The 12,922-nt window shown below is 57.0% G+C and carries 12 protein-coding genes; 1 reads left to right on the top strand and 11 read right to left on the bottom strand.

Annotated elements, in window-relative coordinates:
- Positions 1–22: 22 nt before the first annotated feature.
- Entirely contained in the window at positions 23–1,765 is a 1,743-nt protein-coding gene (gene ggt / locus ACMYSP_RS14240; protein WP_123757297.1) for a gamma-glutamyltransferase, read from the bottom strand.
- A gap of 180 nt (positions 1,766–1,945) precedes the next feature.
- Between ggt and ACMYSP_RS14235 the strand changes: the two genes are divergently transcribed.
- A complete protein-coding gene (locus tag ACMYSP_RS14235) occupies positions 1,946–2,269 on the top strand; it encodes a DUF2756 family protein (RefSeq protein WP_123757296.1) in 324 nt (107 codons plus the stop codon).
- A gap of 18 nt (positions 2,270–2,287) precedes the next feature.
- Here the strand turns inward: ACMYSP_RS14235 and ugpQ are convergent, their stop codons facing one another.
- The 10 genes from ugpQ to livK form a co-directional block, all read right to left on the bottom strand.
- The gene (gene ugpQ / locus ACMYSP_RS14230; RefSeq protein ID WP_434582696.1) at positions 2,288–3,028 is read right to left on the bottom strand and encodes a glycerophosphodiester phosphodiesterase; all 741 of its coding nucleotides are present in this window, start codon (positions 3,026–3,028) and stop codon (positions 2,288–2,290) included.
- Positions 3,025–4,095, bottom strand: a complete 1,071-nt coding sequence (locus ACMYSP_RS14225; RefSeq protein WP_434582695.1) for a sn-glycerol-3-phosphate import ATP-binding protein UgpC — start codon at positions 4,093–4,095, stop codon at positions 3,025–3,027. Before ACMYSP_RS14225 ends, ugpQ begins: the two co-directional genes overlap by 4 nt.
- Before the next feature lies 1 nt (position 4,096).
- Entirely contained in the window at positions 4,097–4,942 is an 846-nt protein-coding gene (gene ugpE / locus ACMYSP_RS14220) for a sn-glycerol-3-phosphate ABC transporter permease UgpE (RefSeq protein ID WP_123757293.1), read from the bottom strand.
- Entirely contained in the window at positions 4,939–5,826 is an 888-nt protein-coding gene (ugpA, locus tag ACMYSP_RS14215) for a sn-glycerol-3-phosphate ABC transporter permease UgpA (RefSeq protein WP_434582693.1), read from the bottom strand. The genes ugpE and ugpA overlap by 4 nt, the downstream gene beginning before the upstream one ends.
- 105 nt (positions 5,827–5,931) lie before the next feature.
- The gene (gene ugpB / locus ACMYSP_RS14210) at positions 5,932–7,248 is read right to left on the bottom strand and encodes a sn-glycerol-3-phosphate ABC transporter substrate-binding protein UgpB (protein WP_434582692.1); all 1,317 of its coding nucleotides are present in this window, start codon (positions 7,246–7,248) and stop codon (positions 5,932–5,934) included.
- A gap of 269 nt (positions 7,249–7,517) precedes the next feature.
- A complete protein-coding gene (gene livF / locus ACMYSP_RS14205) occupies positions 7,518–8,231 on the bottom strand; it encodes a high-affinity branched-chain amino acid ABC transporter ATP-binding protein LivF (RefSeq protein WP_123757290.1) in 714 nt (237 codons plus the stop codon).
- Between the two features lie 2 nt (positions 8,232–8,233).
- Positions 8,234–9,001: a high-affinity branched-chain amino acid ABC transporter ATP-binding protein LivG gene (gene livG / locus ACMYSP_RS14200; protein ID WP_434582691.1), complete on the bottom strand. Its 768-nt coding sequence runs from the start codon at positions 8,999–9,001 to the stop codon at positions 8,234–8,236.
- A complete protein-coding gene (gene livM / locus ACMYSP_RS14195) occupies positions 8,998–10,275 on the bottom strand; it encodes a branched chain amino acid ABC transporter permease LivM (protein WP_434582690.1) in 1,278 nt (425 codons plus the stop codon). The genes livG and livM overlap by 4 nt, the downstream gene beginning before the upstream one ends.
- The gene (livH, locus tag ACMYSP_RS14190; protein ID WP_123757287.1) at positions 10,272–11,198 is read right to left on the bottom strand and encodes a high-affinity branched-chain amino acid ABC transporter permease LivH; all 927 of its coding nucleotides are present in this window, start codon (positions 11,196–11,198) and stop codon (positions 10,272–10,274) included. Before livH ends, livM begins: the two co-directional genes overlap by 4 nt.
- A gap of 53 nt (positions 11,199–11,251) precedes the next feature.
- On the bottom strand, positions 11,252–12,361 hold the full coding sequence (livK, locus tag ACMYSP_RS14185; protein WP_187042335.1) for a high-affinity branched-chain amino acid ABC transporter substrate-binding protein LivK: 1,110 nt from the start codon (positions 12,359–12,361) through the stop codon (positions 11,252–11,254).
- Positions 12,362–12,922 lie beyond the last annotated feature (561 nt).

Here is a 12,922-nt window from a genome sequence, read left to right as displayed (position 1 = left end):
GACGTGCTGCCCGGCCGTTGACTCAGTATCCGGCGGTTAAATCCCCCGGCGAGCGCGGGTCGGAAGCGCCGTACAGCGTGCCGTCCGGGCCTACCATAATGCTCTGCGTGCTGCCCATCGCCTCCTTCAGCACCACTTTTTGCCCCTTCTGTTCCAGCAGTTTCAGCGTATCCGGGCTAAAGCCCTTCTCCACCCGCAGCTCATCCGGCAGCCATTGATGGTGGAAGCGTGGCGCGTTGGTGGCTTCCGCGACGTTCATGCCGAAATCTATCGTATCCACCACCATCTGCAGAACGGTGGTGATAATGCGGCTGCCGCCCGGGCTGCCGGTCACCAGCCAGGTTTTGCCCTCTTTCACTACAATGGTCGGCGACATCGACGACAGCGGGCGTTTTTTCGGCCCGACGGCATTGGCATCGCCGCCCACCAGCCCGTAAACATTCGGCACGCCCGGTTTCGCCGAGAAATCATCCATCTGGTTATTCATCAGGATCCCGGAACTGCCCGCGACAATCCCGGTGCCAAAAACGGTGTTCAGCGTATAGGTGACCGCCACCGCATTGCCGTCTTTATCCACCACCGAGAAATGGGTGGTCTGGTTACTTTCATAGGGCGCCAGTTTGCCGGGGCGGATCTGGCTGGAGGGTTTGGCTTTGTTGATATCAATCTGATCGGCAATGGATTTAGCGTAAGCTTTGTTGGTTAACGCCTGCCACGGCACGCTAACAAAGTCCGGGTCACCGAGATACTCCGAGCGGTCAGCATAGGCATGTTTTTCGGCCTCCGCCATCACCTGCATGGCGTCTGCGCTGCCGAAGCCATATTTCTGCATATCGAAGTTTTCAAGAATATTGAGGATCTGCACGATGTGGATCCCGCCGGACGACGGCGGTGGCATCGAGAACACCTGGTAACCACGGTACTCCCCGGCGATCGGCGTACGTTCGACCGCCTTGTAGCCTGCGAGGTCCGCCCGGGTTATCAGCCCACCGTTTTTCTGCATCTCTTCGGCAATCTGATCGGCAATCGCCCCTTTATAAAACGCATCCGGGCCATGCTCGGCGATCAGCTCGAGGCTTTTCCCCAGCTGTTTTTGTACCAGCTTGTCGCCCTTTTTCAGCGGCTCGCCGTTTTTCCAGAAGATGGCCTTGCTGTTCGGGTGCTGCGGGATCACTTCGCTCCCGTAGGTTTTCAGGTCATCAGCCAGCGCATCGTTAACCGTGAAGCCCTCTTCTGCCAGCTTGATCGCCGGGCGCATCACCTTGTTGAGCGGCAGCGTGCCGTACTTTTCCAGCGCTAATGAGAAGCCCGCAACGGTGCCCGGGGTGCCGGAAGCCAGATGCGAGGTGAGCGATTTTTTACTGTCCGGGTTGCCATGATCATCAAGGAACATATCCCGTGTGGCCTGCTCCGGCGCCATTTCGCGAAAATCTATCGCCGTGGTGTGCCCGTCTTTGGTCCGCAGCATCATAAACCCGCCGCCGCCAATGTTACCGGCCTGCGGATGCGTAACCGCCAGCGCATAGCCCACCGCCACCGCGGCATCGACGGCATTCCCTCCCTGGCGCAAAATATCAACCCCAACCCGGGTCGCCAGCGCATCCACCGAGGCCACCATCCCCTGCTGCGCGCGAACCGGATGAAAGACATCCGCTTCAACACCGTAAGATACCGGCGACGGGGCGGGATTTGCCGCGACGGTAAAACTCCCGCCAGCCAGCAAAGCAGCGATGACCACCTGACGCCATAAACGTTTTGTTATCATTGTCTTACTCCTGAAATGTATTTTTATCCCCGTATACCCCCAAAATAATCCGAGTTGCCTGGGTGTTGGCTGCAACACGAATTATTCAGGGTTTAAGCCTGGCTGATAAGTCTTAAAAAATCATTGTTATGCCGGAAAGGAGGTACACTTAAGTGATCCCACACACGGGAGGAGAGAACGATGAAAGCACTATTTTTTCTGGCGGCACTGATGCCGCTCAGCGTCCTGGCGCAGCCGCTTAACACCACCAACAATCCCAACCAGCCAGGGTATGTTGTCCCTAGCCAGCAGCGGATGCAGAATCAGATGCAGGTCCAGCAGCAGCAGCACCAGAGCATGCTGAAACAGGATATGCAGAACCAGACTCGCGCCCAGCAGCAGCATCTTCAGACCCAGCTCAATAACAATCAGCAGCGGGTCACCCAGAGCGGGAATTTGAATTCGTCACAGCAGATGTTGCCGAACAGCAACGGGGGAATGCTGCATCAGCAGACGACGCCATAGGCGCCGTCTGCCGTCAGGTCAGGGCTGAAAATCGGGGCCGATGACGTCGATGGCGTCGGTGCAGAGGCAATCGACGCCCCAGCGTAACAGCTCTGCCGCCCGCTGCGGTTGGTTCACGGTATACACGAGGATGTGCAGGCCAGCCTCTTTCAGGCGGGCAACGCGCGCCGCATCCAGCAGCTTGTGGTTGAGGTGAATCGACACGCAGCCCAATCGGGTGGTCAGCTCGCGCCAGTCTTCACGCCACTCATCCAGCAACAGCCCGCGCGGTAGCTCGGGCACCGCGTGCTGGGCGGCTTCCAGCGCATCAATTTCAAACGACGAGAGCAGCGGCGGGGTCATGCCCTGCCACAGCTCGCGGGCCGCCAGCGCCACCGTTTTGCCGGTCAGCGGGCCGGTGCCGGTGGTCGGCTTAATTTCGATATTCGCCATCATGCCGTGCTGACGGCAGCGGTCGGCGACCTCGGCCAGCAGCGGTAGCGGCTCACCTTTGAATTCAGCGCTGTACCAGCTTCCGGCATCGGCTTTCAGCAGATCGCGCCACGGCAGCTCTCCGGCAATGCCCCAGCCGTTGCTGGTGCGTTCCAGATTGTCATCGTGCAGCAAAAAGATCTCACCGTCTTTCGACAGCTTGGCGTCGAACTCGATCATCGTATGGCCGAATCGCGCGCCAACGTCGATGGCCGCCAGGGTGTTTTCCGGCGCCAGTTTACCGCCGCCACGATGGGCGACGATGTGGGGATAAGGCCAGTGACTCATGCGCGTTGTCCTGTTTCACCATCAAAGAGATGCAGATGTTCCCTGGGCAGCTGCAGCCACAGCGTACAGCCCGCCGCTGGACGCTGCTGATGCGGTAATCTGACCACCAGCTTCTGTTCGCCCCAGCGCCCGTGGGCCAGGTTATCGGCACCTAAAATTTCCAGCGTATCCATCACCAGCGGTACGCCACCTTCCGCCTGGGAGCTTAATGCAAAATGCTCCGGGCGGATACCCAGCGTCATCTTACGCCCGGCGTACTGACGATGCCCGTTATTCAGCGGCAAACGCATGCCGCCCTCCAGCTCAAAGTCACTCCCCTCTGCGCTGACGCGCCCTTCCAGCAGGTTCATCGCCGGGCTGCCGATAAAGCTCGCGACAAAACGGCTGGCCGGTTTTTCGTAAACTTCCACCGGGGTGCCAATCTGTTCGGCAATCCCTTTATTCATGACCATCACCCGCTGGGCAAGGGTCATTGCTTCTACCTGATCGTGGGTGACGTACAGCGAGGTAGTTTTCAGGCGACGATGCAGCTGTTGCAGTTCGAGGCGCATCTGCACCCGCAGCTTGGCATCGAGGTTGGACAGAGGTTCGTCAAACAGAAACACTGCCGGGTCGCGCACAATCGCGCGGCCCATTGCCACACGCTGCCGCTGGCCGCCTGACAGCTCACGCGGGCGACGTTGCAGCAGACCATCAAGCTCCAGAATACGCGCCGCTTCCTGCACCCGTTCGGCGATCAGCCCTTTACCCATCCCACGGATCTTCAGCCCCCAGGCCATATTCTCTTCGACGCTCATGTGCGGGTAGAGGGCGTAGTTCTGGAACACCATCGCGATACCGCGATCCTTCGGTTCCATTTCGGTAACGCGTTTGCGGTCAATCCAGATATCGCCGCTGCTGACGCGCTCAAGGCCAGCCACCATGCGCAGCAGCGTCGATTTTCCACAACCGGACGGACCGACCATCACGATAAATTCGCCATCCGCGACGTCCAGCGTCAGCGGTTGGATCACCTGGGTTTTGCCATCCCAGCTTTTGGTTACTGCCTGTAGTTTTAAACCAGCCATTTTATTTCTCACTGTCGACCAGGCCACGCACAAACGCGCGCTGCATGGTTAAAACGATAACAACCGGGGGAATCAGCGTGAGTAACATTGCCGCCATCACCTGGTTCCACTGGGTAGTGCCCTCGCCGGTGGCGATCATGCCTTTGATACCCGCCACCGCGGTGCCAAGGTTGACGTCCTGAATAATCAGCAGCGGCCACAGATACTGGTTCCAGCCGTAGATAAAGGTGATAACAAACAGCGCCGCGAGATTGGTTTTCGACAGCGGCAGCACGATGTCGCGGAAAAAGCGCATCGGCGAAGCACCATCGATGCGTGCCGCTTCAATCAGCTCATCCGGCAGCGTCATAAAGAACTGACGGAACAAGAAGGTGGCAGTCGCCGAGGCCATCAGCGGCAGCGTCAGTCCGGCGTAGCTGTCGAGCATTTTCAGGTTGGCGATGACTTCTACCGTCGGAAAAATACGGACCTCCACCGGCAGCATCAGGGTGATAAAAATCATCCAGAAGAACAGGTTACGCAGAGGAAAACGGAACCAGACAATGGCGAATGCCGAGAGCATCGACACCACAATTTTCCCCACCGTGATGCCGAATGCCATGATGAAGCTGTTAAGCATCATCAACCAGAATGGCGCGCTGTTCGCCCCGACGCCCTGGGTCCAGATGGTGGCCATGTTGTCCAGCAGGTGTCCGCCGGGGATCAGCGTCATCGGCGTCTCAAACACCGCCTTGTTATCCAGCGTCGCCGCGACAAACGCGACATACAGCGGGAACAGGATCACCGCGATCCCCACGATCAGCATGGTGTGGCTGAAAATCGTCAGCCCGCGACGGTTCTCAATCATTGGTAGCGCACCTTACTTTCAACATAGCGGAACTGAACCACCGTCAGCACGATCACCAGCAGCATCAACACCACCGACTGGGCTGCGGAAGCAGAGAGGTCCAGACCGGCGAAACCTTCGCGGTAGATCTTGTAGATCAACGTGGTGGTCGCCTGTACCGGGCCGCCGGCGGTGGCCGCATCGATCACCGGGAAGGTATCGAAGAAGGCGTAGACCAGGTTGACCACCAGCAGGAAGAAGCTGACCGGCGCAATCAGCGGCAGCGCCAGCTTAAAGAAACGGCGCACCGGCCCGGCACCGTCAATGGCGGCGGCCTCGACCAGCGATCGCGGAATTGACTGCAATGCCGCGAAGAAAAACAGGAAGTTGTAGCTGATCTGCTTCCAGACCGATGCAAAGACCACCAGGAACATCGCCTGGCCGCTGTTCTGCGCATGGTTCCAGTCATAGCCCATCTCAGCGAGGAAGTGAGTAATCAGCCCGCGCCCGGGGTTAAAGAGGAAAATCCACAGCACCGCCGCCACCGCCGGTGCCACCGCATAGGGCAGCAGCATCAGGGTCTGATAAAAGCGACTGCCGCGCACGACGTAGTCCACCAGGGCGGCAAAGAACAGCGAGATGATCAGGCCGCTAAAGGTCACCAACGTACTGAACTTAATGGTGGTCCAGAACGAGGCCAGATAGTACGGGTCATGGGCCAGGGTAATGAAGTTGTCCAGACCAACGAACTGACTGGAAAGGCCAAATGGATCAACGCTTTGTAGTGAATACCACAGCGCTTCACCCGCGGGCCAGATAAAGAAAATAACGGTGATAATCAGCTGCGGTGCGACCAGCACATAGGGCAACCAACGCGAGCGGAATACCGGACGGGATGATGACATAAGGGAACTCTTCTTCAGAAAACGCCGGGAGGCGACATGCGCCTGGCCCGGCCTACAAAATCTCGAACGGCAGGCCCGGTCAGCTTCACGCCGCCGGGCACATGGTTAAGACTTCGTCGACTGCTCGAAACGGCGCAGCAGCTGGTTACCACGTTCAACCGCTGAATCCAGCGCCTGCTGCGGTGTCTTCTTGCCGGTCCACACGCTCTCCAGTTCCTCATCCACAATGGTGCGGATCTGCGGCATGTTGCCCAGACGCAGGCCTTTGGTAAACGGCAACGGCGGCTTGTTCAGCATCTGGCGAGTGGCGATATCCGCACCCGGATTTTTCTCGTAGAAGCCTTGCTGGCGGGTCAGATCATATGCGGCGGTAGTAATCGGCAGATAGCCGGTTTTCTGGTGCCATTCCGCGGCGATTTCCGGTTTAGCGAGGTATTCGAGGAATTTCGCCACGCCGGTGTAAGTGTCTTTGTCTTTACCTTGCATCACCCACAGGCTGGCTCCGCCGATAATGGCGTTCTGCGGCGCGCCTTTCACGTCAGCGTCGTACGGCATCATGCCCACGCCGTAGTTGAATTTGGCGTACTGGCGAATATCCGCCAGCGAACCGGAAGAGGCGGTGGTAATGGCGCAGTCACCGTTATAGAACTTCTCGGTGGACTCGTCTTTGCGCCCGAAGTAGCTGAAGTCGCCCTTCTTGTTCATCGCTTCCAGCATGGCGATATGCTTCACCTGCTCCGGCTTGTTGAACTCCAGTACCGCGTCGGTACCGTCGAAGCCGTTGTTTTTGGTCGCCACCGGCAGACCATGCCAGGCGCTGAAGTTTTCAATTTGGATCCAGCCCTGCCAACCGCTGGCGTAACCGCACTTCATGCCCGCCGCTTTCAGCTTATCGGTATAGGCGGCCAGCTCCTGCCAGGTTTTCGGCGGCTGCTCCGGGTCTAAACCGGCTTTTTTGAAGGCGTCTTTGTTGTAGTACAGCACCGGCGTAGAGCTGTTAAACGGTTGGGAAAGGAGATGGCCGCTTTTCGAATCGGTGTAGTAACCGGAAACGGTCGGCACGAACTGCGATTCATCAAACTTAATGCCCGCATCACTGAACACCTGATACACCGGCTTAATGGCTTTAGAAGCCATCATCGTCGCGGTACCGACTTCATACACCTGCAGCAGCGCGGGAGCGTTACCGGTACGGAATGCAGCAATACCGGCACTCAGGCTCTGTTCATAGTTACCTTTGTACACCGGCGTAATTTTGTAATCCGGATTGGCTGCGTTGAAACGTTGCGCCAGAGAATCAACTTCTTTGCCCAGCTCCCCTTCCATTGAGTGCCAGAACGGGATGGTGGTGACTGCCAGCGCCTGACCGGCACATGCCAGACTGAGCGCCAGTCCTAAAGCTGTATGTCGTAACGATATCATCGGTTATCTCTCTTGTTGTTCCAGATGCGCGATTTCACGCGTTTTATGTTCGCGGGGGTAACATGACATGCTCGAATTACAGAAAAATAACTTTTTTATTACAAAAAAAAGATAGTAAGACGTCAAAGAGATGGCAAGACGATGAAAGATCGGAGACAGGAAAGTGGGAGCTGTGACACGTCAAGGGGATAATTCCCGGCTGAGCGGCATTAGCGCTTCGTTCTGGCGAATGGATTTCCCGGCCGGATGGCCGGGAATAAGTGAAAAGATTAGCCGCCCAGATAGGCGCTGCGTACTGCCTCATTGGCCAGCAGTGCATCGCCGGTATCTTCCAGCACCACGTGGCCGTTTTCCAGCACGTAGCCACGGTCGGCCAGCTTCAGCGCCTGATTGGCGTTCTGCTCGACGAGGAAAATGGTCATCCCCTGCTCGCGCAGCTGTTCGATAGTGTTGAAAATCTGCTGAATGATAATCGGCGCCAGACCCAGGGACGGCTCGTCAAGCAGTAGCAGACGCGGCTGGCTCATCAGCGCACGGCCGATGGCCAGCATCTGCTGCTCGCCGCCGGACATGGTGCCCGCCCGCTGAATACGACGCTCAAGCAGGCGTGGGAACAGCTCGTAAACCCACTGAATGCGGCTCTGGAACTGATCGCGGTCGGCAAAAAAGCCGCCCATCGCCAGGTTCTCTTCTACCGTCATCCGCGAGAAGACGCGACGCCCTTCCGGCACAATAGCCACCGCTTCACGCATGATTTTCGCCGTCTGCCAGTCGGTAATATCTTTACCATCAAAGACCACTTTGCCGCTGGAGGCCCGCGGATCGCCGCACAGCGTACCGAGCAGCGTGGTTTTACCCGCACCGTTGGCGCCAATCAGGGTGACGATCTCCCCCTGATTAATGTGCAGACTGACGTTATGCAGCGCCTGAATCTTGCCGTAGTGGGCGCTCACGTTGTCAAAAGATAACATCACTTTTTCCATACTTATGCCTCACCAAGGTATGCGCGGATCACGTCCGGGTTATTGCGGATCTCTTCCGGCGTACCGTTAGCCAACGGCGTGCCCTGGTTAACCACATAAATACGATCGGAAATCCCCATCACCAGCTTCATATCATGCTCAATCAGCAGGATGGTGGTGTTGTGATGGCTGCGCAGCTCGGCGATCAGCTCGTCCAGCTCTTTGGTCTCTTTCGGGTTCAGGCCCGCCGCCGGTTCATCCAGCATCAGAATTTCCGGCTGGGTCACCATGCAACGGGCGATCTCCAGACGTCGCTGGTCACCGTAGGCCAGGTTGCTGGCCTGACGGTTGGCGTGCTCCAGCAGGCCGATACGCTCCAGCCAGGTGGCGGCACGGTCCAGCGCTTCGCTCTGGGCGCGACGGAAGGACGGCGTTTTCAGCAGCCCGGAAAATACCCCGGTTTTCAGCTGCTGATGTTGGGCCACCAGCAGATTTTCAATCACCGTCATTTCACGGAACAGACGCACGTGCTGGAAGGTCCGCACTACGCCCATCCGGGCAATCTGCTGACCCGGCAACCCTTCGAGATGCTGATCGCGCAGCTTAATGGTCCCACCGGTGGGCTTATAAAAACCGGTCAGGCAGTTGAAGACCGTGGTTTTGCCGGCACCGTTGGGGCCAATCAGCGAGACGATCTCCTGCGGGCGCAGCTCGAGCGACACGTTGTTGACCGCCAACAGGCCGCCGAAGCGCATCATCAGGCCGCTGACGGATAATAATGGCTGACTCATGCCTGCTCTCCTTTCGCCTGAACTTTTTTCAGCTTCAGCTGCGGGCGCGTCATTGGCAGCAGTCCTTGTGGACGCCAGATCATCATCAGCACCATCAAACCACCCAGCATCAACATGCTGTATTCGTTGAAATCACGCATCAGTTCGCGTGACACCACCAGCAGCACCGCGGCAAGGATCACCGCAAACTGCGAGCCCATGCCACCCAGAACCACAATCGCCAGCACGAAAGCCGACTCGGCAAAGGTGAAGGATTCCGGGCTGACGAAGCCCTGGCGTGCGGCAAACAGCGTCCCGGCAAAACCGGCAAACGCAGCACTGATGGTAAAGGCGGTCAGCTTGATGCGCGTCGGGCTAAGGCCCAGCGAGCGGCAGGCAATTTCATCCTCACGCAGCGCTTCCCACGCGCGCCCCAGCGGCATGCGCAGCAGACGGTTGATCACAAACAGCGACAGCACCACCAGCAGCAGCGCCACCAGATAGAGGAAAATGACCCGATCGCCCGGATCGTACTTCATACCAAAGAAGTTACTGAAGGTATCCCAGCCGCCTTCACGGGCGCTACGGCTAAACTCAAGGCCAAACAGCGTCGGCTTAGGGATCTGGCTGATGCCGTTCGGGCCGCCGGTCACTTCGGTATTATTGAGCAGCAAAATACGCACGATTTCGCCGAAGCCCAGCGTCACGATGGCCAGATAGTCACCGCGCAGGCGCAGCACCGGGAAGCCCAGCAGGAAGCCCGCGGCGGCAGAGACCAGGCCCGCCAGCGGCAGACAGGTCCAGAAGCCGAGGCCGTAATAGTGGTTCAGCAGCGCAAAGGTATAGGCGCCGATGGCATAGAAGCCGCCGTAGCCCAGCACCAGCAGGCCTGACAGCCCCACCACCACGTTAAGCCCCAGCCCCAAGATGATATAAATCATCGTCAGCGTGGCAATATCCACCGTGCCGCGCGACACCATAAACGGCCACGCCACGGCGATCACCAGCAGTGCCACCAGGAACAGCTTCTGCTTCACTGTCGACCCGTCGATGGCCGGCATAATAAACTTCGGCCCGGAGACATTTTTCAGGGTTTTCTGGAACAGCGGGCGCATCAACTGGAAGAAGAAGACCACCGCGGTGCCGATAAAGATCCACTGCCAGCGGATATCGGCGGCGGTATCCACCACCAGTTTGGTGCCGTCCAGCTCCAACTGCACGCCCATAAACACGCCGGCCAGAACAAAGAACATCGCTGCAGACAGCAGCGACATCGCAATATGCATCGGTTTCATACTTTCTCTACCTCCGGACGACCCAGAATGCCGGTAGGCATCACCAACAGCACCAGAATCAACAACGCAAAGGAGACCACGTCTTTATATTCCGTGCTGAGATAGGCAGAAGAGAGTGCTTCGGCAATGCCGAGGATCAGCCCGCCGATCATCGCGCCAGGGATACTGCCAATGCCGCCCAGTACCGCAGCAGTAAAGGCTTTCATCCCGGCCATAAAGCCGATATACGGGTTGATAACGCCATAAAACTGACCCAGCAGAACGCCGGCTACCGCCGCCATTGCCGCGCCGATAACAAACGTCAGGGCAATCACCCGGTCGGTGTTAATCCCGAGCAGGCTCGCCATTTTCAGGTCTTCAGCACAGGCACGACAGGCGCGGCCCATGCGGGAGTAGCGAATAAACAGCGTCAATGCCAGCATCGCCACAAAAGTCACGACCCAAATCACCAACTGCATGGTGGTGATGGTCGCAGAGAAGTTTTCGCTGCTGCCCACCGTCCACTGGCCATTAAACAGGCTCGGCAGCGCCACATCGCGCGACCCTTCCGTCAGGCTGACGTAGTTTTGCAGGAAGATAGACATCCCGATGGCGGAGATCAGCGCAATCAGGCGCTTGGAGCTACGCACCGGCCGATAGGCCACGCGCTCGATGCTCCAGCCGTAGGCGCTGGCGATCACAATCGCCCCGACAAAACCTGCGGCCACCAGCAGCCAGCTGGTATCAATCCCCATCATCATCAGGGCGGCAATGATCATGAAGGAGACGTAGCTGCCAATCATGTAGACCTCGCCATGGGCGAAGTTAATCATGCCGATAATGCCGTACACCATCGTATAACCGATGGCGATCAGCGCGTAAGTACTGCCCAGCGTGACGCCGTTGAACATCTGCTGCAGAAAGTAGAGAAACTGCTCGGACATAAGGTAACCTTTTTCATGCCGCCCGTTTTATGCGGGCGGTGGGATAACGCATCTTATTTGGCGACAGAGGATGATCCATCTGCATGCCACTGGAAGACACCAAACTCAAATCCCTTCAAATCGCCTTTTTCGTCCCAATTCAGCGGCCCAATCACGGTTTTCGCCCCGTGAGCTTTCAGATCTTTAATTAAGTCCAGCGGTTCCTGGCTGCTACTTCTGTCCATTGCCTGGGCTAACGACTGCACGGCAGCGTAAGTAATCCAGACATACGGGCCACTCGGATCTTTTTTCTCTGCTTTCAGCGCTTCGACGATGGCACTGTTCGCCGGATCCTGATCGTAGCGTTTCGGCATCGTCACCAGCATGCCTTCTGCAGCTGCACCAGCGATGTTAGACAGCGAAGCATTGCCCACGCCTTCCGGTCCCATAAATACGGTCTTCAGGCCCACGGAGCGTGCCTGGCGCAGCATCTGTCCCATTTCCGGGTAGTAGCCACCGTAGTAGACGAAATCGATATTCTCTTTTTGCAGGCGGGCCAGCAGCGCCGAGAAGTCTTTCTCACCGGCGGTAATGCCATCGAAAAAGACGATGTTAGCGTTGGCTTTTTTCAGGCTATCCTGGACGGAACGCGCCAGACCTTCACCGTATTGCTGCTTATCGTGGATGATGGCGATACGCTGCGGCTTCACTTTTTCCAGAATGTATTTCGCGGCGGTCGGCCCCTGGGAAGAATCCAGACCAGCGGTGCGCATAATGTACTGGTAGCCGCGCTGCGTCAGTTCCGGGTTGGTGGCGCCCGGAGAGATCATCAGAATGCCTTCATCTTCGTAGATGTCAGAAGCGGGCTGGGTGGAAGAAGAACACAGGTGCCCGATGACATACTGGATGCCTTCGTTAACAATTTTGTTCGCTACCGCGACAGCCTGCTTCGGGTCACAGGCATCGTCAAACTCAACGCCCACCAGCTTATCGCCCTTAATGCCGCCCTGCGCGTTGATGTCTTTGATTGCCTGCCGCGCGCCGTTGAATTCCATGTCGCCCCACTGAGCGACCGGGCCGGACATCGCGCCGACCACCGCAACTTTAATATCTTTGGCCATAACCGTGTGCGACATCGCCAGTGCGACAAATCCCGCAATAATCGTTTTCGCGTTCCTGTTCATGCTGCAGAACCCCGTTCGTGATGTGGTGTATACCCGTCATTCTTCAAGCTGCATGAGCGTTGGCAATACTCGGCCCATCCCTGGGCCTCGCCCTTACGGGCGCAGTAAACTGTGTTCAAATTCGTTCCTGACGAATTTGTCCTCGTTCACCCCAGTCACTTACTTCAGTAAGCTCCTGGGGATTCTCTGCGTCGCCGCCTTCCTGCAACTCGAATTATTTAGGGTTTATATATTTTGTATTTTTATGGTTAAAAAGCATTCTGTGCTTTTATTAAACAACGCTACTTTTACCATTGTCTTTAAGGGTTTAGCGAAGTTTTTGCCTGATTTTAGAGTAAAATCTCTATATTTCAGGCTATTAAGCGAAGATAATATTCTGAAATAAGTCGAAGATAAACAAAAAAAGTCCCGTTCCCAGCATAATATAACGATACATAAGGCGGAATAAAACGCTGCACATTAGGTTAAAATTCTGCTTATTTTTCGATCCATGACGCATTGCGCTGCTCTGATTACCCCAGGAAAACGAATCCCCTAATGAACAGGAAAAAAACAGCGCCC

The sequence above is a fragment of the Klebsiella sp. R390 genome (assembly GCF_051131745.1).
Lineage (GTDB): Bacteria > Pseudomonadota > Gammaproteobacteria > Enterobacterales > Enterobacteriaceae > Klebsiella.
The sequence above is the reverse complement of the archived record's forward strand: the minus strand, read 5'-3'. Positions and strand labels throughout refer to the sequence as shown.